This is a genomic window from Klebsiella sp. F11, assembly GCF_056712265.1.
Window position 1 is genome coordinate 1,610,280 of record NZ_CM160060.1, and the last position, 20,241, is coordinate 1,630,520.

19 protein-coding genes, 1 tRNA gene and 1 pseudogene are annotated in these 20,241 nt (G+C 54.0%); 15 read left to right on the plus strand and 6 right to left on the minus strand.

Going from position 1 to position 20,241, the window contains the following annotated elements; all coding sequences use genetic code 11:
* Positions 1-151: 151 nt before the first annotated feature.
* The 8 genes from AC1M2H_RS08130 to AC1M2H_RS08165 are packed head-to-tail and all read left to right on the plus strand — an operon-like array spanning position 152 to position 6,778.
* Entirely contained in the window at positions 152-808 is a 657-nt protein-coding gene (locus AC1M2H_RS08130) for a Gp138 family membrane-puncturing spike protein (RefSeq protein WP_480150967.1), read from the plus strand.
* The gene (locus AC1M2H_RS08135; protein ID WP_480150968.1) at positions 805-1,158 is read left to right on the plus strand and encodes a contractile injection system sheath initiator; all 354 of its coding nucleotides are present in this window, start codon (positions 805-807) and stop codon (positions 1,156-1,158) included. The genes AC1M2H_RS08130 and AC1M2H_RS08135 overlap by 4 nt, the downstream gene beginning before the upstream one ends.
* Positions 1,158-2,354, plus strand: coding sequence for a baseplate J/gp47 family protein (locus tag AC1M2H_RS08140; RefSeq protein ID WP_480150969.1), 1,197 nt, complete (start codon positions 1,158-1,160; stop codon positions 2,352-2,354). Before AC1M2H_RS08135 ends, AC1M2H_RS08140 begins: the two co-directional genes overlap by 1 nt.
* Positions 2,351-3,124, plus strand: a complete 774-nt coding sequence (locus AC1M2H_RS08145) for a baseplate wedge 1 family protein (RefSeq protein ID WP_480150970.1) — start codon at positions 2,351-2,353, stop codon at positions 3,122-3,124. Before AC1M2H_RS08140 ends, AC1M2H_RS08145 begins: the two co-directional genes overlap by 4 nt.
* On the plus strand, positions 3,124-3,990 hold the full coding sequence (locus AC1M2H_RS08150; protein WP_480150971.1) for a hypothetical protein: 867 nt from the start codon (positions 3,124-3,126) through the stop codon (positions 3,988-3,990). The genes AC1M2H_RS08145 and AC1M2H_RS08150 overlap by 1 nt, the downstream gene beginning before the upstream one ends.
* On the plus strand, positions 3,990-4,187 hold the full coding sequence (locus tag AC1M2H_RS08155; RefSeq protein WP_480150972.1) for a hypothetical protein: 198 nt from the start codon (positions 3,990-3,992) through the stop codon (positions 4,185-4,187). Before AC1M2H_RS08150 ends, AC1M2H_RS08155 begins: the two co-directional genes overlap by 1 nt.
* A 32-nt stretch (positions 4,188-4,219) precedes the next feature.
* Positions 4,220-6,022, plus strand: a complete 1,803-nt coding sequence (locus tag AC1M2H_RS08160) for an SGNH/GDSL hydrolase family protein (RefSeq protein WP_480150973.1) — start codon at positions 4,220-4,222, stop codon at positions 6,020-6,022.
* Between the two features lie 3 nt (positions 6,023-6,025).
* The gene (locus AC1M2H_RS08165) at positions 6,026-6,778 is read left to right on the plus strand and encodes a hypothetical protein (protein ID WP_480150974.1); all 753 of its coding nucleotides are present in this window, start codon (positions 6,026-6,028) and stop codon (positions 6,776-6,778) included.
* Positions 6,779-6,966: 188 nt separating this feature from the next.
* Here the strand turns inward: AC1M2H_RS08165 and AC1M2H_RS08170 are convergent.
* From AC1M2H_RS08170 to AC1M2H_RS08185, 4 genes and pseudogenes are all read right to left on the minus strand, one after another.
* Positions 6,967-7,059: pseudogene (locus AC1M2H_RS08170) on the minus strand (DinI-like family protein); the annotation flags it as partial.
* Positions 7,060-7,671: 612 nt separating this feature from the next.
* Positions 7,672-8,829 carry a tyrosine-type recombinase/integrase gene (locus AC1M2H_RS08175; protein ID WP_480150975.1) on the minus strand — a complete coding sequence of 386 codons (1,158 nt, stop codon included), beginning with the start codon at positions 8,827-8,829 and terminating at the stop codon, positions 7,672-7,674.
* Between the two features lie 164 nt (positions 8,830-8,993).
* Positions 8,994-9,065 (minus strand) — tRNA-Arg (locus AC1M2H_RS08180).
* A 74-nt stretch (positions 9,066-9,139) separates the two neighbouring features.
* Positions 9,140-10,054, minus strand: a complete 915-nt coding sequence (locus AC1M2H_RS08185; protein WP_480150976.1) for a formate/nitrite transporter family protein — start codon at positions 10,052-10,054, stop codon at positions 9,140-9,142.
* 271 nt (positions 10,055-10,325) lie between these two features.
* On the opposite strand from AC1M2H_RS08185, the gene mlaA reads away from it, so the two are divergent.
* On the plus strand, positions 10,326-11,087 hold the full coding sequence (gene mlaA / locus AC1M2H_RS08190; protein ID WP_480150977.1) for a phospholipid-binding lipoprotein MlaA: 762 nt from the start codon (positions 10,326-10,328) through the stop codon (positions 11,085-11,087).
* Between the two features lie 61 nt (positions 11,088-11,148).
* Here the strand turns inward: mlaA and fadL are convergent, their stop codons facing one another.
* Complete coding sequence (gene fadL, locus AC1M2H_RS08195; protein ID WP_480150978.1) at positions 11,149-12,489, minus strand: long-chain fatty acid transporter FadL; 1,341 nt, start codon at positions 12,487-12,489, stop codon at positions 11,149-11,151.
* Positions 12,490-12,860: 371 nt separating this feature from the next.
* Between fadL and AC1M2H_RS08200 the strand changes: the two genes are divergently transcribed.
* The 4 genes from AC1M2H_RS08200 to sixA all read left to right on the plus strand — a co-directional run bounded on the left by AC1M2H_RS08200 (position 12,861) and on the right by sixA (position 17,453).
* The gene (locus AC1M2H_RS08200) at positions 12,861-13,145 is read left to right on the plus strand and encodes a YfcZ/YiiS family protein (RefSeq protein WP_480150979.1); all 285 of its coding nucleotides are present in this window, start codon (positions 12,861-12,863) and stop codon (positions 13,143-13,145) included.
* 158 nt (positions 13,146-13,303) lie between these two features.
* On the plus strand, positions 13,304-14,614 hold the full coding sequence (gene fadI / locus AC1M2H_RS08205; protein WP_480150980.1) for an acetyl-CoA C-acyltransferase FadI: 1,311 nt from the start codon (positions 13,304-13,306) through the stop codon (positions 14,612-14,614).
* Positions 14,614-16,758: a fatty acid oxidation complex subunit alpha FadJ gene (gene fadJ / locus AC1M2H_RS08210; RefSeq protein WP_480151876.1), complete on the plus strand. Its 2,145-nt coding sequence runs from the start codon at positions 14,614-14,616 to the stop codon at positions 16,756-16,758. Before fadI ends, fadJ begins: the two co-directional genes overlap by 1 nt.
* A 209-nt stretch (positions 16,759-16,967) precedes the next feature.
* Positions 16,968-17,453, plus strand: coding sequence for a phosphohistidine phosphatase SixA (sixA, locus tag AC1M2H_RS08215; protein WP_480150981.1), 486 nt, complete (start codon positions 16,968-16,970; stop codon positions 17,451-17,453).
* A gap of 21 nt (positions 17,454-17,474) precedes the next feature.
* On the opposite strand, the gene smrB is transcribed toward sixA, so the two are convergent.
* Positions 17,475-18,026, minus strand: a complete 552-nt coding sequence (smrB, locus tag AC1M2H_RS08220) for an endonuclease SmrB (RefSeq protein WP_076945821.1) — start codon at positions 18,024-18,026, stop codon at positions 17,475-17,477.
* Positions 18,027-18,192: 166 nt separating this feature from the next.
* Between smrB and prmB the strand changes: the two genes are divergently transcribed.
* Positions 18,193-19,125: a 50S ribosomal protein L3 N(5)-glutamine methyltransferase gene (prmB, locus tag AC1M2H_RS08225; RefSeq protein ID WP_480150982.1), complete on the plus strand. Its 933-nt coding sequence runs from the start codon at positions 18,193-18,195 to the stop codon at positions 19,123-19,125.
* 29 nt (positions 19,126-19,154) lie between these two features.
* On the plus strand, positions 19,155-20,240 hold the full coding sequence (aroC, locus tag AC1M2H_RS08230) for a chorismate synthase (RefSeq protein WP_133599292.1): 1,086 nt from the start codon (positions 19,155-19,157) through the stop codon (positions 20,238-20,240).
* Position 20,241 lies beyond the last annotated feature (1 nt).

The window sequence follows — 20,241 nt, forward strand, 5'->3', positions numbered from 1 at the left end:
TCTTGATTATTCTGGGGTTAATGCTTTCAATGTCCGAGACTCACACACTATTGAGTGCTATGGGACCATAGGTGACCCATCGCACAGTGTAACTTATAGAACATTCAACTAACCCGCTCCGGCGGGTTTTTTAATGCCCGGAGTAACCCAAATGCCCGTAGCACTAAACTCCCAGCTCGGCAGCAAAGAGCAGGCCGACGCGCAGCTGGCGCAGGCGATCATGTCCACGATGCGCGTATCCATTCCCGGTATCATCCAGTCGTTTGATCCAGACGCCGTAACCGCCGTTATTCAGCCCGCAATTAAAGGCGTTGAACATGACTCTTCTGGCGCCGAAGTATCCGTAAACCTGCCGCTGCTTGTGGATGTCCCTGTCATATTCCCCCGCGGTGGTGGCTGCACGCTTACATTTCCCATCAGCGCCGGCGATGAATGCCTGGTTACCTTTTCCGACCGCTGCATTGATTTCTGGTGGCAGAACGGGGGTATACAGGAACCGGTAGACGGGAGGATGCACGATCTCTCGGATGCGTTCTGTATCGTAGGCCCGCAGTCGCAGGCGAAGAAAATCAGCGGCATCAGCACTAAGTCCGCGCAGCTGCGTACCGATGACGGGTCCGCAATCATTGAACTGGCCGCCGGCGGTGCAGTAACCATCACCAGCCCGCAGATAACCATTAACGGGCCCCTGCAGGTCAATGGCGAAATCACCTCAACTGGCGATCAGGTCGCTGGCGGCATCAGCCAGATAGGCCATACCCACGGAGGCGTTGAGCGTGGCGGTGGTAGCACGGGGGCGCCGCAATGAGATACCGACGCGAGGATGATGGCGGGGATTACACGTTTGGTCAGGGTGATGACACCTGGCTGGTGAACTCTCCGGAGGCCGTCGCGCAGGCCATAAAAACGCGCTTCCTGCTCTGGTATGGTCAGTGGTTCCTCGACACAACTGAGGGAACGCCCTGGATTCAGTCAGTCCTCGGCAAACAACGGCCAGACACCTATAACCTGGCTATCCGCCGGCGCATCCTGGAAACACAGGGCGTCAGCGGCATCACCGAATTTAACACCGAAGTTGACGGGCGTACGCGGCGTGTAACGTTCACAGCAACGGTAGAAACCATCTACGGGACAACCACAGTAACCTCGGAGGCGTAATGTCTTTGGACCTCGACACACTCGGCTTATCGGCAACGGTAACCGCTGAGGGGATAAGTGCGCCCGACTATCAAACCGTGCTGGACACCATTACCGGCTATTTCCAGCAGATTTACGGCAATGATGCCTACCTAGAACCGGACAGCAAAGACGGCCAGATGGTGGCGCTGGTGGCTCTGGCTATCCACGACGCCAATAACACGGCCATTTCGGTTTACCGGTCATTCTCGCCGGCGACGGCTCTGGGTGACGCACTGACGAGCAACGTCAAAATTAACGGCATCACCCGTCGTGCAGCGACGAATTCAACTGTTGACCTGCTGCTGACCGGTACCGTCGGTACAACCATCACGAACGGCTCGGTACGCGATACCAATAGCGTGATCTGGAATCTGCCGGCAACGGTGGTGATCGGCACTGACGGTACCGTGGTCGCTACGGCAACGTGTGCGAATAGCGGGGCGGTTTCTGCGGTCGCCGGGTCGGTAAGCGGCATCAATACGCCGACTCGCGGGTGGGCTTCTGTAACTAACCCGCTGGCGGCCACCGTTGGTATCGCCGCAGAGACTGACGCCGAGCTACGGGTGAGGCAGTCGCAAAGCGTTGCGCTGGCCTCTCTCACGCCGTTTGATGCGGTCGATGGTGCGATTGCCAACGTTGAAGGCGTGACCCGTCACAAGCTCTATGAGAACGATAAAGATGTTCCGGATGCAAACGGGCTGCCGCCGCACTCCATTGCAGCGATCGTAGAGGGTGGAGATGCTACGGTTATCGCCGATACCATCCGGGGCGTGAAAGGACAGGGAACCACTCCATATGGTAGTACGGTAATCACTGTTCTGGATAAATACGGCAACCCTCACAATGTGGGATTCTCCCGCCCGGTCGATGTGCCGATTTTTGTCAAAATCACCATCGACCCGCTGACGGGATATACCTCACAGGTCGGTGAGGAAATTAAGTCGGCCATCACGGCGTATATTAACTCTCTGGCTATTGGTGCCAGCGTGCGGTTGAGCCGCGTTTATTCTCCGGCAAACCTTGGCGTCGTCAGCGGCGGGAACGCGCGTTATTACGACATCACCGAGCTCCTGATAGGCATATCAGCAGACGAAGTGGCTGCGGCTAATGTTGTTATCGCGTTTGACCAGTCAGCATCCTGCAGCGTCAGCAATATCAATCTGGTGGTGCCATGAGCAAATACACCGATCTGATTACCAACTATCACGCTGGAAAGCCAGGGTTCTTCGCTCACGTTGACCTGTCTACCAGGCCTCTCACTGATGTATCGACAGTGGTTTCTGGTCTCATCTCTGCTTTTGATATTGATAGCGCGGTAGGTACACAGCTTGATGCCATTGGTGAATGGGTAGGGAGATCGCGTCGAGTGTCTACACCAGTCACCGGTATTTATTTTTCGTGGGATACCGAACGCGTTGGATGGGATCAGGGAGTTTGGCAGGGGCCATACGACCCTGACGACGGGTTTATTGATCTGAGTGATGAAATATACCGGCTAATGCTAAAGGTGAAAGTGGCGATAAATAACTGGAACGGCCAGAACGATTCTCTGCCAGCTATTCTGGATGAAGCGTTATCCGGATCAGGCATTCGTATGGCGATTATAGATAACCAGGATATGTCGATTTCTATCTGGATACTCGGTGACCCTGCGGTGGCTATGAGTGAAATCGACAGGCTTATCCTGGATAGCGCTGTTAATCGCGGTCCGTTTATTACTTTGCCTCCTGGGTATGTTCCTTCCAGATATGACCTAAACCCGATAGACCAGATAAATAGCGAGCTCTGGTGGGCAATAAAAAATGGATACATGACGATAAAGGCTGCCGGGGTTCGTGTCCGGGATATAGAAACCACGATCGATAGTTATCAGTTTTTTGGTTTCGATATTGAAAATGAATATATCGCTGGATTTGATGAAGGCGCATGGGGAGAACAACTTTAATGGCTATTAACAATTTCAAGGCCTTTGCTATCGGCAGTGGTGCAAACGTACTTTCGCAGGCTGATTATGAGGTTTTATCTGCGCTGGCTTCGGGATTTATGTCTGGCAAAGCATCATCTGCTCAGGTGAATAAAGCCCTGAGGCAGTCCTCAACGATTGCCGCTGTTCTGGCACAGTTTATGGCAGACAGCACTGGTAGCGATGTTCTGGATGGTGGTGATACAGCGTTGCTGCTTAGTATTCTCCAGTCAGCTCTTAACACCCACGCAGAAGGGCGCTTGCTGAATGTTCAGGTATTCACCGCGAGCGGCACCTGGACAAAGATGGCTGGAGCCAAAAAGGCCAGGGTTAAAGCCTGGGGTGCTGGCGGAGGTGGTCAGGGTACTGCCACAGCAGGAACCGGTGCTGCAAGCGGTGCCGGTGGGGCTTATGTTGAGGGGCTATATGACATTTCGGCTATCTCTGGTGACAGTATCGTCATCGGCGCTGGCGGCTCGGCAGTTGCAGCTAACTCTGCAGGAGATGGCGGGAATGGTGGTGACACGACGCTGGCAGCTCTTGGGATAAGCGCGGGAGGCGGGAAGGGCGGAAACTCAACAGGAAACTCCGCAGGCGGCGTTCCTGGCGCCCCATCTGTGGGGACTATTTTCTCTGTTACGGGACAGGGCGGCCAGGGGTTTGTCGGGAGCCTCGGGGGGACTGGTGGTGCATCTCATAGCAGTTACGGGGGGCTGCCTCATGTCAGCTCTTCAGGCGATGATGGATTTTTTCCCGGAGCAGGTGGCGCCGGTGCGTCTTACGATACTGTTGCTCGATCGTCAGGTAAAGGCGCTAACGGCTATGTAATTATTGAGGAGTTCTCATAATGCCTGGTAACTGTGCTGTCGTGGATAATGGGCGGGTGATTAATATCATTGTTGCCGAAAGTGGTTATTCGCTGGAAGGATTGCAGATTATTGAATATTCCAGTGAAATTTTTTGTCAGTCTGGAATGTTTTATAACGAGACTGATGGTCTGTTTTATGACGATAAAGATTTTTCAAAAATAAATAGCGCAAGCTAACCTCCGAAATTACCTGCACTCAAACCAGCCTCATGGCTGGTTTTTTTATTGGGGCGACCATGAGTAAATATAATACCGGTGATCCAGTACCGTCAGCTTCCATGCCTAATGCATGGGACAACATGCTGTCTGTCGATGAGTTCGTTAATAGCGAAGAGGAAGAGCTGACAACGCGCGCCGGAATTGTCCGTAAGACAATGGCGGGCATAGATAAAAATGTTGATGACACACTTGATCAAGTGTTAGCTGATGCCGATACGGTCGTAGAGGAAACCCGGCAGAACCTGATCCCCCTAAGCCGGCAGTACATGACACTTGAGGCGGCGCAGGCTGATATTGCGAATATCCCCGATGGCTCTACCACGTATGTACGTAGCGCCGACGGGAGTTCTCTGGCAGACGAGTACATCAACAACGGTGGTACCCTGGAAGCTACCGGGCGCCAGATGCCATCGGATTTAACAGTAGATAATAAAATAGATGCCAGACTCACTCCCGGAGACTACCTTCCAGAAATGATCCCATTATTTCACGACAAAGATGGCTACGTTCCTTTGTGGTTGGTTAACAGTCTGTTGGACGCCGCAGGGTTCGGGCCTCAACTCAAAGAAGCCGTAGCATCAATACCTAACCTACTGGTTAGTAAAATGATCAACCAACTCGATTACAACACATCATATTTCCCCTTGATTTATGACGAAGATGGCAATGTTCCCTTCTGGTTGGATAATGGAAGAATAGACGCCGCAGGGTTCGGGCCAACTCTTCAGGCAATCATTAGTGCAGCCGGCGGAGCGGACTCAAAATATATTGAAGGGGATATTTTTAAATTCCTTTTCAAGAAAGGCCTGGTCTTTAATTCCGAAGCACCGAGCGTTAACGTGGCTTTCACTGGTGACTCCTGGACAGAAAAAAACACCATTCCTAAATCACTAATCAGTATGTTGGGTGGGTCGTATAAAGACCCTGGCTGGATTAGCGTATCTACGCGTCCCGATGCCGTGATGGCCGGGATTACGCTCTCCTCTACCGGCTTCACAATTTATGATGGTGACAACGAGCACAATAACGCTCCGCCGGCATATGGTTGTGGTCCGGACGGAAACGCGATGTATAACACCGGTTCTGTGGCCACAATGACCTGGTCAGGCGTGAAGGCTACCGAACTTTCACTTTTTTATTACGATGGCACCGGCAGCTTTAACCTGATTGTTGACGGCACTACAGTGGCAACGATTGCCGGTACCAATACCGGGCAGGGTAAAAAATATGATTTATCAGGCCTGACCTCAGCAGCCCACACAGTCATGATCACCACCGTAGGTAACGGGTTAGTTTCAATCTTTGGTATGTATGGTAAGGATTCCGGAGTGGCTTCCGGGGTGACAATTTCTCGCATGGGGAACGGCGCTTCAACAGCAGGCGATTACCTTAACTGGTCAAACTGGATAAAGCCTACCGCTCAGTATCTGGATATCGATCTGTTATTCATTATCCTCGGGACAAATGACTTCAGGAAGAGCAAGGGACTGGACCAGTATCGCGAAGGTATCACGGAGATCATTACGCAGTATCAGCAAGCAATCCCAGGCGTATGTATCTGCCTGATATCTCCAGCGCAATCAAATGCGACAGGGGTTCCTGCTCTGTCTGACTATGATAATGAAATGCGCGATATCGCCATTGAAACGAACTGCAGCTATATCAGTGGCTATAAAATTTTCCCCAAAACCTACAGCAATTCTAATGGGGCGTGGGAAGACACTTTGCACCTGAGCAATCTTGGCGCTTTCGTTTTGACCAAAAGCATAAAAAAAAACTTTTTTGAGGAATAACTGATGTCAATCACTTCTATCTATATCGACGGGAAATTGCCGGTTATTTCTGGTATGAAAACGCTGGCTGATTTTACAGTGAAAAACTGGTTTAAGGATTTTCCTGGTTTAAGTACTGCAACGCCCTATGCTGGGTACTACTTTGGTCAGGATGTAACAGATGTCGCGAACAATAGCTTTAATCCCGAAAATCCAGCAAAAATAACTGGTTCACTGGCCAGCAGCAAAGGCTATGTTTCCGTGAGTGCTGATAATTATCTTGATACGAATGAAAAAGCCGCATTGCAGCTCACCGTTGGCGGGTGTTTTAAACGTCCAGCGGTACCATCCGGTAGTCTGTATTTTATCAGCGATTTCAGCGGTTCCGGTTCAGACGGAATCGGTTTTGCTGTTGGGGTTAGCGCCGCCGGACAACTACGAGCTGCTGCACAAAATTCCGGGGTTGCTCAGACGACTATTGCTGATGTTGATTTCCCGTCATCAATCGCGGTTGGCGATTACTGTGCTTTTACAGCCTTCATCCGCAATGGTACGGTGACTGTTGCCGTCTATAACCCGGATACTCAGCAATATGATTCTACTGCTGTAGGTCTGGGCGGAGAGCGTGCAGCTGGAACTAAAAATGTACTCATTGGAAGAAAACAAGACAACAACGCAACATCATTAAGCAGTGATGTCCGCTCAGTCATCCTGATTAATGGAGCTTTATCTACAGCTGAGCATATCGCCGTTCAGCAATATCTCCTTGCTAAATAATCAGCAGCATCATAGCGCCTGTCACAAAAATTGACAGGCACAACCTCTCCTGAACTGGTCCTGAGGATTGAGCCCGCCCGACAGCCGTATGCAAGAGCTGCCGGGCGGGGATAATGCCTTCGGGCAGAACAGGCATCACTGAATACTTTAGAAGCTAATCAGCGTACAAACCAGTCGTCCGCCGTCTCCTAGGAATCTTTCAGAGTAGTCTCGACAAACTCCTTCGCGATTTCCTTATCAGTCGCCGGTCTGATGCTCAGAACATCATTGCTGGCTGTCTTATTATTTAACAATACTGCATGATGAAAGTCGAAGCATTAAGTTCAGGGGATGAGTAAACTCATTGCCAACAGAACCAGCATGCAGGTGAAGGTTGTTTGTAATCCCACAAGAGAGCCTCAACGATGAAGATTAAACCGCCCAGAGAAAGGCGGTGTCGAATTCGACAATCAAATATGCTACACACAATAACTGGAGCCTAACCTGTGGTTAAATTTACCGGTCTTCATCCAGTTTGTAGTTTTTCATACACGAGAGCATTACACCGTCAAACCACATACATTTTTTTCTGACGACCTCTACTGAAGGTGTTTTGATAAAGGCGTTAAAAATTAATATCAATGAAATCAGCAACAAGGGAAGAACCAGAAAACCTTTCACTGTCAGTTAATCCATGTAAATAGTAATAATATCCACTAATTTACACCTGAAGTGTGATTAATGACTCATTAAATATTTTAATGTTCCCCGACAGACAACGAAAGCAGAGCTCAAGGGCGGGCAAGTTGAGACGATAAGGCGATCGAGGGTGATGGTGTCGAAGTGTTCGGCGTCGTAACGTTCACCGTCAACGACCTGCGTAGGGATGACTGCCCGGTATGACCAAGGTGGCATCACGCCACCTTTCCATCTAAATAATCCGCCCACCACTGCATCATTTCTTTTCGCTTGTCGATGTACTGGGCGTGGTTATAGATTCCGCGGATGGAGCCGCTATTAGCGTGCGCTAGTTGTTTCTCTATCGCGTCAGCCGGCCATTCATGCTCGTTCATAATTGTGCTGAACTGGTGGCGGAATCCGTGGCCGCTAGCCAGTCCTTCATATCCTATCTGCCGTATGACAAGCAGAACGGCATTTTCACTGATGGACTTCTTTTTGTCGTTGCGGCCGGCGAAAACGAAATCCGATATCGGGGTGGTTATTGGCTTCAGTGCGTTTAGCAGATTGATTACCTGATCCGACATAGGCACAACGTGGACGCGTCGGCCTTTCATCACCGCGGCGTCGATAGTAATCATCCTGTTTTCAAAATCGACGTTCGCCCATTGCATAGACCTGAGCTCTTTGGTGCGGAGCACAGTGTATTGCAAAACCTGAGTAGCAATCTTCGAAACTATGCTTCCTGAGAAACCTGACAGGGCCTTGTTGAATGCCGGTATCTGGTCTGCAGGCAGGAAAGGATAGTTCTGCTTTCTGTATCCCTTCATCGCATCAGCAAGGTCAGGAGCCGGGTTGTATTTGGCCCTGCCTGTGACTATCGCATACCTGAAAACCTCCCCACATCGGCGCCGTGCTTTATTGGCGCGCTCCATTGCCCCGCGGTCTTCAAATCGCCTGATAACCTCAAGAATTTGTAGTGGCTCGATATCCTGAATTTCCAGACTGCCGATCATAGGCAGAATATCATCCCGGAACATGCGAGATAATTCATCGGCGTAGCCGGCGGACCATACCTGTTTTTTGTGATCGAACCATTCCTGGTAGATAGAAGAAAATGAGTTGTCCTTAACGGAAAGTTTTTTCGCTTTGACCGGGTCAAACCCTACCGAAACATCCCTCCTTGCAAGCCACGCTTTATCTCTCGCCTCCTGCAGTGTCATCAATGGGTACTTTCCGACTGTTAAAACCTTTTCCTTGCCATCAATCTTATAGCGCAGTTGCCATACCTTTTTGCCGGATACGGGTACGTAGAGGTACAGGCCGTTGCTGTCCAGCAGGCGGTATGGCTTATCTTTCGGCTTTGCCGCGTCGATCTGCTTGATGGTAAGCATGGGTAAAATTCCGGTGGGTAAAATTATTTACTCGTTTTTTACCCGCTGAATAGTGCGGCTGTCAACGATCTGAGTCGAACTATGGCGAACTGCGTTTTTTGTGGAGAGCTTGCTATGAGGGGGATTTTGCGAACTGTAGCGAATCGGAGCGAACTGTGAAGAAGTGTCCCCTGCAGGAATCGAACCTGCAACTAGCCCTTAGGAGGGGCTCGTTATATCCATTTAACTAAGGGGACGAAGCGGCGGGATTATAGCGTTTTTTTCCTTACAGGTTAAGCCGCTATCGGCTGACTGCTTAATCTATCGCCACTTAGGGCGTTTTTTTGGCTGTGGCCCGCGCTTTTTTCTCGTTACTGATGTCGTTGCGGATCTGGGCGTGGCTGAGCAGGGCGAAAATAAACGTCCCGCCGCAGATATTGCCGGCCAGCGTCGGCAGGGCGAAAGGCCAGATGAACTCCTGCCACGGTAGCGAGCCGTTAAAGACCAGATAAAATATCTCGACGCTGCCGACCACTATATGGGTGGTATCGGCGAGCGCGATAAGCCAGGTCATCATAATAATGACCACGATTTTTGCCGCCCCGGCGGCGGGAAACATCCACACCATCGTTGCCACCAGCCAGCCGGAAATAATCGCGTTGGCAAACATTTCGCCCGGCGTGTTCTGCATGACCTTCAGGCTGATTTTCTCAAAGGCGTCGCGGGTGGCAGGGTCAAATATTGGCATCACATCAAAGGCCCACGCGGCGAGTGCCGTGCCGATGAGGTTTCCCGCCAGCACGATGCCCCATAGACGTAATAACAGGCCGATGTTACCGAGAGTGGGCTTATGCATGATCGGCAGCACGGCGGTCACGGTATTCTCGGTAAACAGCTGCTGGCGAGCCATGATAACGATGATAAAACCGAAGGTGTAGCCCAGATTCTCCAGTAAGAACCCGCCCGCTACGTCGGTAAGATGAACGTGAAAAATCCCTTTGGCGACCAGCGAGGCGCCCATCGACAGGCCCGCAGCGACCGCAGACCACAGCAGCGCCATGCCGTCGCGCTCAAGCTCCTTCTCCCCCTCCTGGCGGATCTCTTCGTGCGTTGCCATGGCGCGTGAGGGCAGGCGATCCTCATCAACCTCTATTTCCTCGCCCTGCTGTTTCTCGTCGCTCTCAACCGCCATCTCTTCGCTGTCGTGGCGATCGGGCGATTTTGGGGGCTTTGGGGATGAAATCATGCCGTTTCCCTCAATGATTTTTCATTATCATAAGCGTAGAGATATTTTTGGCGTATGGTGCTGGTGAACCTCCTATTTTTTAGCCAATGACAAGAATAGCAATACGGATATTGCAAAATATGTATAGAATCAGGACGCAATACTTAATACCAAAGAGGGCTATGCTGAAAGCAGGCACCAGAGTGCACCTTGCTTCGGGCGATATCTTCATGGAGGCTGCAGTCCCCGGATGACCCACAGCGATAGCCAAAATTAACAGGGAGACACACCTATGAATTATCGCCTGTCGGCGCTTGCGCTCGGCGCCACACTGCTGGTGGGATGTGCCAGTTCCAGCCCTGGCGATTCGCCGCAGGGGCGTTCAGACCCGCTTGAAGGGTTTAACCGTACGATGTTCAACTTCAACTTTAACGTGGTGGATCCGTACGTCCTGCGTCCGGTAGCCGTGGCATGGCGTGACTATGTCCCGCAGCCGGCGCGTAACGGGCTGAGTAACTTTACCAGCAACCTTGAAGAACCGGCGGTGATGGCAAACTACTTTCTGCAGGGCGATCCCTATAAAGGTATGATCCACTTTACCCGCTTCTTCCTCAACACCATCCTCGGGATGGGCGGTTTGATTGACGTCGCCGGGATGGCGAATCCGCAGCTGCAGCGCGTCGAACCGCATCGCTTTGGTAGCACTTTGGGCCACTACGGCGTTGGCTATGGCCCGTACCTGCAGCTGCCGTTCTACGGTAGCTTTACGCTGCGTGATGAAGGCGGCGATATGGCCGATGGGCTGTATCCGGTGCTCTCCTGGCTGACCTGGCCGATGTCTATCGGTAAATGGGCGGTTGAAGGGGTCGAGACCCGCGCCCAGCTGCTGGATTCCGATGGCCTGCTGCGCCAGTCCTCAGACCCGTATATCCTGGTGCGTGAGGCCTACTTCCAGCGCCACGACTTTATCGCCAATGGCGGTAAGCTCACGCCGGCGGATAATCCGAACGCCCAGGCGATTCAGGGCGATCTGAAGGATATCGACTCACAGTAACCGGTCGCTATAAATAAAAAGGGTGAACATGATGTTCACCCTTTTTTATGCCGGCAGCTTATCAGAAGCGGTAGTTGAAGTTCGCGCCGTACAGCCAGGCTTTGCCTTCGGAACGGAAGGTGTAAGGACCTTCTTTGATTTCCACGTGCTGGCCGTGCATGTAGGATACGCCAACGTCTACGGATGCATCTTTGTTGAAGGCGTAGGTGGTACCTGCGCTCAGCCACAGACGATCCTGATCCGGGATGGAGATAGAGCGAGTGGCTGCCGGTACCGGGCTATCATCGAAGGCGATACCGGTACGGAAGGTCCAGTTATCGTCGTAGTAATAGGTGGTACCCAGCGCGATGCGGTAGGCGTCTTTAAAGCTCTCGTCTTTATAGAACAGCGTTTGGCCGTTGCTGCCGGTCGCTTTCAGCTCCTGGAACTGGCTCCAGCTGGTATAAGCAAGGCTATAGTGTACGGCCCATTTTGGCGCGACGCGGTTGTAACCTGACAACTCCCACATTTCAGGCAGATTCAGCGTCAAAGAGCCCGGGATTGTCGAGCCGCCGGTTGGGTAAGGGAACCCCGGGACAGCCGTATTCATATTGCTACGATAATCACCGTCGAAATCGATTTTAACTTCAGACCGGTAGGTTAGGCCGTAGCGGTTGTTTTTGTCCACTTCGTACAAAATACCCGCGTTCCAGCCAAATCCCCATTTATCACCTTTCAGGCGAGCAATCTGTTGATCCGCTGGTATCGCTGCAAGCTGCTGCGCTTTGGCAATTGCCGCTGGCCGCGCAGGAGCTGGTAAGTTAGGCACCTGCTGCATAATCTGGCCCGCAGCGAGCATGCCGGCATCGCCAGCATAACGTTCAATTTTAGCCTTGGCGTAGACCGCATCAAAGCCAAGACCAAAACTCCAGTTGTCGTTAAGGCGATAGGCACCGCTCAGGTTTAGATTGACGGTTGTCAAATCTGTTTTACCGCCCATGGTACCAGCAGCGTAATCGTCGGCGTATTCGGTTGCCAGACCGTAGTTAGAGGTAATGGAAGCCCCCCAACCAAACTGCTCGTTAATCGGAGCGACGTAATGTAAATTCGGCACCCAGGCGGTTGGGGCAATATTGTCAGCATTCAGACTTTTGCCAGATGGCGACTTGCCGGAAATATTCACATCGGGATCAATGAATATCGCACCGGCGGACATCGTTGGGCGATCGAACATCATAATCAATGCCGGGTTGCGGCTGGCATTGCCCGCATCGTCCGCAATTGCGCCTTCACCGGAATAGGCGCGGCCCAGACCTGATGAAGAGAATTCGTTTAACTGGAAGCCTGCTGACCAAGCTTGGGTGGAAACAAGTGCTACAGCCACTGCGAGGGCAGATTGGGTAAAGCGGGTTTTCTGGCTCATGCCCATAACCTCATTGAGTTATTTTTATACAAACTATGTTACATGCCGTAACAGAAGCGCGAAGTGTAGGGTCTGCTTTACGACAGAGAAATCAGACCAGTGCGCTGAGTATAGGTCTGACCAGATAAGATGTTGCAAGTTTGTTTATGAGATTTTTCAATTGTGATACGAAAAACGCGATCCAGCCGGCAAAATTGCCCTCAACCCGGGTGTCCGATTCGGGTAATTCTTGTTTTGGATCATTTTTAAGTGTGATTTCGGTCACTTAGCGCCGTTGTCATCATTAACGACTGGAGGCACTCCCCGGCCGGGCGTAAAATAGGCCTACTATTTGTCTGGCACCTTGCGTGCATATACAGAGGAAATCTACGATGAGTAAAGTTAGTGCAGATGAAACCCCGGTTTGCTGCTGTATGGATGTTGGCACCATTATGGACAACACCGATTGCACCGCCTCCTACAGCCGCGTGTTTGCCAACCGCGCTGAAGCAGACGAAACCCTGGCGGCGTTGACTGAAAGGGCCCGCGGCGTGGAATCTGAACCGTGCAAAATTACCCCGGCCTTTAGCGATGTTGCAGGCGGCGTGCAGCTGGATATCGATTTTGTCTTCTGCTGCGAAGCGGAAACCCTGATTTTCCAGCTCGGCCTGCGTTAATTCCGCTCTGACGCCCCCTTTCAGCGGGGCGTTATCTTCTCCTTTCAATGTGTTTTGGCTCGCACTTTTTTGCTTCCCCGATTGGCTTAATGTAAAAAATTAGTTAAAACTGTTATCAGGTCAGACCACTTGGTTTTATCGGTTAACAGGGGAGAGTTATGAGTCAGGCACTACCGCTTGTCACCCGTCAGGGCGATCGCATTGCCATCGTCAGTGGTTTACGTACTCCGTTTGCCCGTCAGGCAACGGTATTTCACGGCGTTCCCGCGATTGATTTGGGAAAAATGGTCATCAGTGAAATGCTGGCTCGCAGCGATATTCCCCCGCAGATTATTGAACAGCTGGTCTTTGGCCAGGTGGTTCAGATGCCGGAAGCGCCGAATATCGCGCGCGAGATCGTGCTCGGCACCGGCATGAGCGTGCACACCGATGCCTACAGCGTCAGCCGCGCCTGCGCGACCAGCTTTCAGGCCGTCGCTAACGTTGCCGAAAGCCTGATGGCCGGGACGATCCGGGCGGGCATTGCCGGCGGCGCCGACTCCTCGTCGGTGCTGCCCATCGGCGTGAGTAAAAAGCTGGCCCGCACCCTGGTGGATGCCAATAAGGCGCGAAGCCTCGGCCAGCGGCTGAAGCTGTTTTCTCGCCTGCGCCTGCGCGATCTGCTACCGGTACCGCCCGCGGTGGCCGAATACTCGACCGGGCTGCGGATGGGCGATACCGCCGAGCAGATGGCGAAAAGCTGGGGCATTACCCGTGAACAGCAGGATACGCTGGCGCTGCGTTCGCATCAGCTGGCGGCCAAAGCCTGGGAAGAGGGGAAGCTGGCGGCCGAAGTGATGACCGCCTACGCGCCGCCGTTCCGCGGGCCCGTAGCAAGCGATAACAATATTCGTAAGAATTCAACCCTCGCTGATTACCAAAAGTTACGTCCGGCCTTCGATCGCAAGCACGGCACGGTCACCGCGGCCAACAGCACGCCGTTAACCGACGGCGCGGCGGCGGTGATTATGATGACGGAATCCCGGGCCAAAGAGCTGGGATTAACCCCGCTGGGCTATCTGCGCAGCTATGCTTTCACCGCCATTGACGTTAAGCAGGACATGCTGCTGGGGCCGGCGTGGTCGACGCCTCTGGCGCTGGAAAGGGCGGGGCTGACCCTCGCCGATTTAACCCTTATCGACATGCATGAGGCTTTTGCCGCGCAAACGCTGGCTAACCTGAAGTGTCTGGCCAGCGATCGTTTTGCTCGCGAGATGCTTGGCCGCTCGCAGGCTACCGGCGAAGTGGATGACAGCAAATTTAACGTCCTCGGCGGCTCGATTGCCTATGGTCATCCTTTTGCCGCGACCGGCGCGAGGATGATCACGCAAACCCTGCATGAGCTGCGGCGCAGAGGGGGAGGGTTTGGGCTGGTCACCGCCTGTGCGGCGGGCGGTTTAGGCGCCGCCATGATTCTGGAGGTGGAATGATGACTGCTGCATCGGCGTTTACTCTCGATATTTGTCCGGACAACGTGGCGGTGATCACCATCGATACGCCCGGCGAAAAAATGAATACCCTGAAGGCCGAATTTGGCAGCCAGGTGCGGGCTATCATCCGCCAGATCCGCGATAACAAATCTCTGCGCGGCGTGGTGATTATTTCTGCTAAAGCGGACAACTTCATCGCCGGGGCGGATATCAATATGATTGCCTGCTGCACCAGCGCGGAAGAAGCAGAGGCGCTGGCGCGTCAGGGGCAGCAGATTATGGCCGAGATCCACGGGCTGGCAATTCCGGTCATCGCCGCCATCCACGGCTCCTGCCTCGGCGGCGGCCTTGAGCTGGCGCTGGCCTGCCACGGGCGAGTCTGTAGCGATGATGATAAAACCCGTCTTGGCCTCCCGGAAGTGCAGCTGGGTTTGCTGCCGGGCTCCGGCGGCACGCAGCGGCTGCCGCGGTTGATTGGCGTCAGCAGCGCGCTGGAGATGATTCTCACCGGCAAACAGCTGCGCGCCCGTCAGGCGCTGAAGGCCGGGCTGGTGGATGACGTGGTGCCCCAGGCTATTTTACTGCAAACGGCTGTGGAGCTGGCGCTGAAAGAGCGTCCGGCGAGCCGCAATATGCCAATCCGCGAGCGCGTCCTCGCCGGCCCGCTAGGGCGGAATCTGCTGTTTCACCTGGTGGCGAAGAAGACACAGCAGAAGACCCAGGGCAACTATCCTGCCGCGAAGAAAATTCTGCAGGTCATTGAGAACGGGCTGGCCCATGGCTGCAGTAGCGGTTACGCCGAGGAGGCGCGAGCCTTCGGCGAGCTGGCGATGACGCCGCAATCCCAGGCGCTCCGCTCCATTTTCTTCGCCAGCACCGAGCTGAAGAAAGATCGCGGCGCCGATGCGCAAGCCGGACCTTTAAACAGCATCGCCGTTCTCGGCGGCGGCCTGATGGGCGGGGGGATCGCCTGGGTTACCGCCAGCAAGGGCGGATTGCCGGTGCGAATCAAGGATATTCAGGCCAGTGGAATTAACCATGCGTTGAAGTACAGCTGGGCGCTGCTGGACAAGCAGGTACGCCGGCGCTACCTGCGCGCCAGCGAGCGCGATCGCCAGCTGGCGCTTATCTCCGGGACCACGGATTATCAAGGGTTTGCCCACCGGGACGTGGTGATCGAGGCCGTATTCGAGGACTTAGCGCTCAAACAGCGAATGGTCGCCGAAATAGAGCAGCATTGCGGCCCGGAGACGATCTTTGCCTCCAATACGTCGTCGCTGCCGATCGCCGCGATCGCGGCGCAGGCCAGCAGGCCGCAGCGGGTGATTGGCCTGCACTATTTCAGTCCGGTTGAAAAAATGCCGCTGGTGGAAGTTATCCCGCATCAGCATACGGACCCGCAGGCCGTCGCCACGGTGGTCCGGCTGGCAAAAATGCAGGGCAAAACGCCGATCGTGGTGGCGGATAAAGCCGGCTTCTACGTCAACCGCATTCTCGCCCCCTACATCAACGAGGCGATGCGCTTACTGACGGAGGGTGAACCCGTTGAACATATCGATAACGCATTGGTTAAATTCGGTTTTCCGGTAGGGCCTATCCAGCTGCTCGATGAAGTTGGTATCGACACCGGCACCAAAATTATTCCCGTTCTGGAGTCGGCGTGGGGGGAACGTTTTAGCCCGCCTGCAAATATCATTGACGCGATCTTGAATGACGATCGCAAAGGCAGAAAAAATAGCCGCGGTTTCTATCTTTATAAGAAAAAAGGGCGTACAAGCAAAAAACGACCCGATGCGGCAATTTATTCGCTGCTGGGGATTTCCGCCCCGCAGGCGCGCTTGTCGGCGCAGCAGGTGGCTGAACGCTGCGTGATGATGATGCTCAATGAAGCGGCGCGCTGCTTCGATGAGCAGGTTATTCGCAGCGCTCGCGATGGCGATATCGGCGCCGTGTTTGGTATTGGCTTCCCGCCGTTTCTTGGCGGTCCATTCCGCTATATGGATACATCTGGTGCGGGTGAAGTGGTTGCAATTTTGCAGCGTCTGGCCGCGCAGTACGGCCCGCGTTTTACGCCATGTGAAAATTTATTGCGCATGGCCGAGCAGGGGGCAACGTTTTGGCCCGCTGGCGAACGGACGACCTAAGTTCTGGTCAAAGAAGATAAATCCGACGATGAATGCCGCTGTCGATTGGCTATTTTGTCAACAGATATTGACTATACTTACGCCACTGAGGTAAAAAACAGCGTTTCATTCGTTGGATGGATCAGGCACAATGCCCGGCCACCGGGTTAACTGCGTATTATCTGCGCGGGCAAGACTTCGGTGCTTCTGGTTAACAAAAGCGGTGCAATATGCAAGTTTTTATCATGCGTCACGGCGACGCTGCCCTCGATGCAGCCAGTGACTCGGTTCGTCCATTAACCGTATGCGGTTGTGATGAGTCGCGTCTGATGGCAACCTGGCTGAAAGGCCAGAAAGTGGATATTGAGCGGGTTCTTGTGAGCCCTTACCTGCGTGCGGAACAGACGCTGGATATCGTAAGAGAGTGCATGAACCTGCCGAAGGACGTCGACGTCATGCCGGAGCTGACGCCGTGCGGCGACGTTGGCATGGTCAACGCTTATCTTCAGGCGCTGGCCAATGAAGGTGTGGCAACGGCGCTGGTCGTTTCGCACCTGCCGTTGGTAGGGTACCTCGTCTCAGAGCTGTGCCCGGGAGAGACGCCCCCGATGTTCACCACGTCGGCCATTGCCTGCGTGACGCTCGATGCCAACGGCAAGGGCGAATTCAACTGGCAGATGAGCCCCTGCAACCTGAAGATGGCGAAAGCTATCTAATCTCTCCCCGGAGCCGACGTTTTACGGAAGCTCCGGCGGTTGCCACTCTTCAATCTCTATCAGCACCAGCAGTGCGGCGTCTCCGCCGTACTCTTTTGGCGCCTGATGGAACGCCATAATATGCGGATGCTGCGCCAGCCATAACGGCGTCTGCTGCTTGAGAATATGCTTCCCGTGTCCGTGCATCACACAGGCGCAGAACACGTGTTCCCGACGGCATGCGGCAATCAGCGCGCCCAGCTCCTGCTTTGCCTGCTGCTGGGTTAAACCGTGCAGGTCGAGAAACAGCTCTGGCGAATAGTCCCCGCGGCGCAGTTTTTTCAACTCAAAGTGACTCACGTCCGCACGGACGTATTTTACCGACCCTTCGGTATTCAGCAGCGGCTGAAATTCATCCGAAAAGTAGTGGCTGTTGTCGGCCTGCTCCTGAAGTAGACGCTTCGGCGGCACTTCGGTTATTTTCTTGCGCAGCGGGCGGTGAACGATAGTGTCCTGCTTAATCTTACGCGTGCCGGTCATGAGCTGACGGAACAGCGTCTGATCCTCCACGCTAAGCGATGTTTTCTTTTTCATTGCCCACTCTCATCTTTTCTTTGCGCTAGTTTACCTGACCCGGAGTAGATCCAGGCAAGCAAAACGTACTTTTCCCCCTCTGCCTGACGTAAGAATGCTGATTTATCGCCGTCTTCATGGCAAACTAGCCGCCGAATTTACAGTAGAGCGTGTCCTGGAGGATGGCGTGGATAAAATTTTTGTTGATGAAGCGGTCAATGAGCTGCAAACCATTCAGGACATGCTGCGTTGGGCGGTAAGCCGCTTCAGCGCGGCGAATATCTGGTACGGTCACGGCACCGACAACCCGTGGGACGAAGCGGTGCAGCTGGTGCTGCCTTCACTGTACCTGCCGCTGGACATCCCGGAGGACATGCGCATTGCGCGGCTGACCTCCAGTGAAAAACATCGCATCGTTGAGCGCGTGATTCGTCGCGTCAACGAGCGTATTCCGGTCGCCTATTTGACCAATAAAGCCTGGTTCTGCGGCCATGAGTTTTACGTCGATGAACGCGTGCTGGTGCCGCGCTCTCCGATTGGCGAGCTTATCGAAAACCAGTTTGCCGGACTGATCGACCATCAGCCGCAGCACATCCTCGATATGTGCACCGGCAGCGGCTGTATCGCCATCGCCTGCGCCTATGCCTTCCCGCAAGCGGAAGTCGATGCGGTGGATATTTCCCCTGACGCGCTGGCCGTCGCTGAACAAAACGTGGAAGAGCATGGGCTTATTCATCAGGTCACGCCGATTCGCTCGGATCTGTTCCGCGACCTGCCGAAGGTGCAATATGACCTGATCGTCACCAATCCGCCGTACGTCGATGAAGAAGATATGTCCGATTTGCCGGGCGAATATCGTCACGAGCCGGTACTCGGCCTGGCTTCCGGTAGCGACGGCCTCAAGCTGACCCGCCGCATCCTCGCCTGCGTCCCGGATTACCTCAACGATGACGGTATTCTGATTTGTGAAGTCGGTAACAGCATGGTACATCTGATTGAGCAGTACCCGGATGTCCCGTTCACCTGGCTTGAATTCGATAACGGCGGAGACGGCGTGTTTATGCTGACCAAACCGCAGCTGATCGCCGCCCGGGTGCATTTCGGTATTTATAAAGACTAAAAACAACACGCAAATATGACGGAGCCGTGATGGCAGGAAATACAATTGGACAACTCTTTCGCGTAACCACCTTCGGCGAGTCGCACGGCCTGGCGCTGGGCTGCATCGTCGACGGCGTACCGCCGGGCATTCCGCTGACCGAAGCCGATCTGCAGCACGACCTCGATCGCCGCCGCCCCGGCACCTCGCGCTACACCACCCAGCGCCGCGAACCGGACCAGGTTAAGATCCTGTCCGGCGTATTCGAAGGCGTCACCACCGGCACCAGCATTGGCCTGCTGATTGAGAATACCGACCAGCGTTCGCAGGACTACGGCGCGATCAAAGACGTTTTTCGTCCCGGCCACGCGGATTACACCTACGAGCAGAAATACGGCCTGCGCGATTATCGCGGCGGCGGACGTTCGTCGGCGCGTGAGACCGCGATGCGCGTTGCGGCGGGAGCGATCGCCAAAAAGTTCCTCGCGGAGAAGTTTGGCATCGTCATCCGCGGCTGCCTGACCCAGATGGGCGATATCCCGCTGGCCATTAAGGACTGGGAGCAGGTTGAACAGAACCCGTTCTTCTGTCCCGATCCGGATAAAATCGAAGCGCTTGATGAGCTGATGCGCGGCCTGAAAAAAGAGGGCGACTCGATTGGTGCAAAAATCACCGTCGTCGCCGATGGCGTGCCTCCGGGACTCGGTGAGCCGGTATTCGACCGCCTGGATGCCGATATTGCCCACGCGCTGATGAGCATTAACGCGGTGAAAGGCGTTGAGATTGGCGACGGCTTTGAGGTGGTTAAGCTGCGCGGCAGCGAAAACCGCGATGAGATCACCAAAGCCGGTTTCCAGAGCAACCACGCGGGCGGCGTGCTCGGCGGGATCAGCAGCGGCCAGCAGATTATTGCGCATATTGCGCTGAAGCCGACCTCCAGCATCACCGTTCCGGGGCATACCATTAACCGCTTTGGCGAAGAAGTTGAGATGATCACCAAAGGACGTCACGATCCGTGCGTGGGGATCCGCGCGGTGCCGATCGCGGAAGCGATGCTGGCGATCGTGTTAATGGATCACTTTATGCGTCAACGCGCGCAAAACGGCGACGTGACGACATCAATTCCACGCTGGTAAT

Coding starts and splice junctions, on each gene's coding strand:
- AC1M2H_RS08130 (WP_480150967.1), top strand. CDS start 152: ATGCCCGTAGCACTAAACTCCCAGCTCGGCAGCAAAGAGCAGGCCGAC.
- AC1M2H_RS08185 (WP_480150976.1), bottom strand. CDS start 10,054: ATGATTTCATCCCCAAAGCCCCCAAAATCGCCCGATCGCCACGACAGC.
- AC1M2H_RS08160 (WP_480150973.1), top strand. CDS start 4,220: ATGGCTGGTTTTTTTATTGGGGCGACCATGAGTAAATATAATACCGGT.
- AC1M2H_RS08145 (WP_480150970.1), top strand. CDS start 2,351: ATGAGCAAATACACCGATCTGATTACCAACTATCACGCTGGAAAGCCA.
- smrB (WP_076945821.1), bottom strand. CDS start 18,026: ATGAAAAAGAAAACATCGCTTAGCGTGGAGGATCAGACGCTGTTCCGT.
- fadI (WP_480150980.1), top strand. CDS start 13,304: ATGAGTCAGGCACTACCGCTTGTCACCCGTCAGGGCGATCGCATTGCC.
- fadJ (WP_480151876.1), top strand. CDS start 14,614: ATGACTGCTGCATCGGCGTTTACTCTCGATATTTGTCCGGACAACGTG.
- fadL (WP_480150978.1), bottom strand. CDS start 12,489: ATGAGCCAGAAAACCCGCTTTACCCAATCTGCCCTCGCAGTGGCTGTA.
- sixA (WP_480150981.1), top strand. CDS start 16,968: ATGCAAGTTTTTATCATGCGTCACGGCGACGCTGCCCTCGATGCAGCC.
- mlaA (WP_480150977.1), top strand. CDS start 10,326: ATGAATTATCGCCTGTCGGCGCTTGCGCTCGGCGCCACACTGCTGGTG.
- AC1M2H_RS08155 (WP_480150972.1), top strand. CDS start 3,990: ATGCCTGGTAACTGTGCTGTCGTGGATAATGGGCGGGTGATTAATATC.
- AC1M2H_RS08135 (WP_480150968.1), top strand. CDS start 805: ATGAGATACCGACGCGAGGATGATGGCGGGGATTACACGTTTGGTCAG.
- AC1M2H_RS08140 (WP_480150969.1), top strand. CDS start 1,158: ATGTCTTTGGACCTCGACACACTCGGCTTATCGGCAACGGTAACCGCT.
- AC1M2H_RS08150 (WP_480150971.1), top strand. CDS start 3,124: ATGGCTATTAACAATTTCAAGGCCTTTGCTATCGGCAGTGGTGCAAAC.
- aroC (WP_133599292.1), top strand. CDS start 19,155: ATGGCAGGAAATACAATTGGACAACTCTTTCGCGTAACCACCTTCGGC.
- AC1M2H_RS08165 (WP_480150974.1), top strand. CDS start 6,026: ATGTCAATCACTTCTATCTATATCGACGGGAAATTGCCGGTTATTTCT.
- AC1M2H_RS08175 (WP_480150975.1), bottom strand. CDS start 8,829: ATGCTTACCATCAAGCAGATCGACGCGGCAAAGCCGAAAGATAAGCCA.
- AC1M2H_RS08200 (WP_480150979.1), top strand. CDS start 12,861: ATGAGTAAAGTTAGTGCAGATGAAACCCCGGTTTGCTGCTGTATGGAT.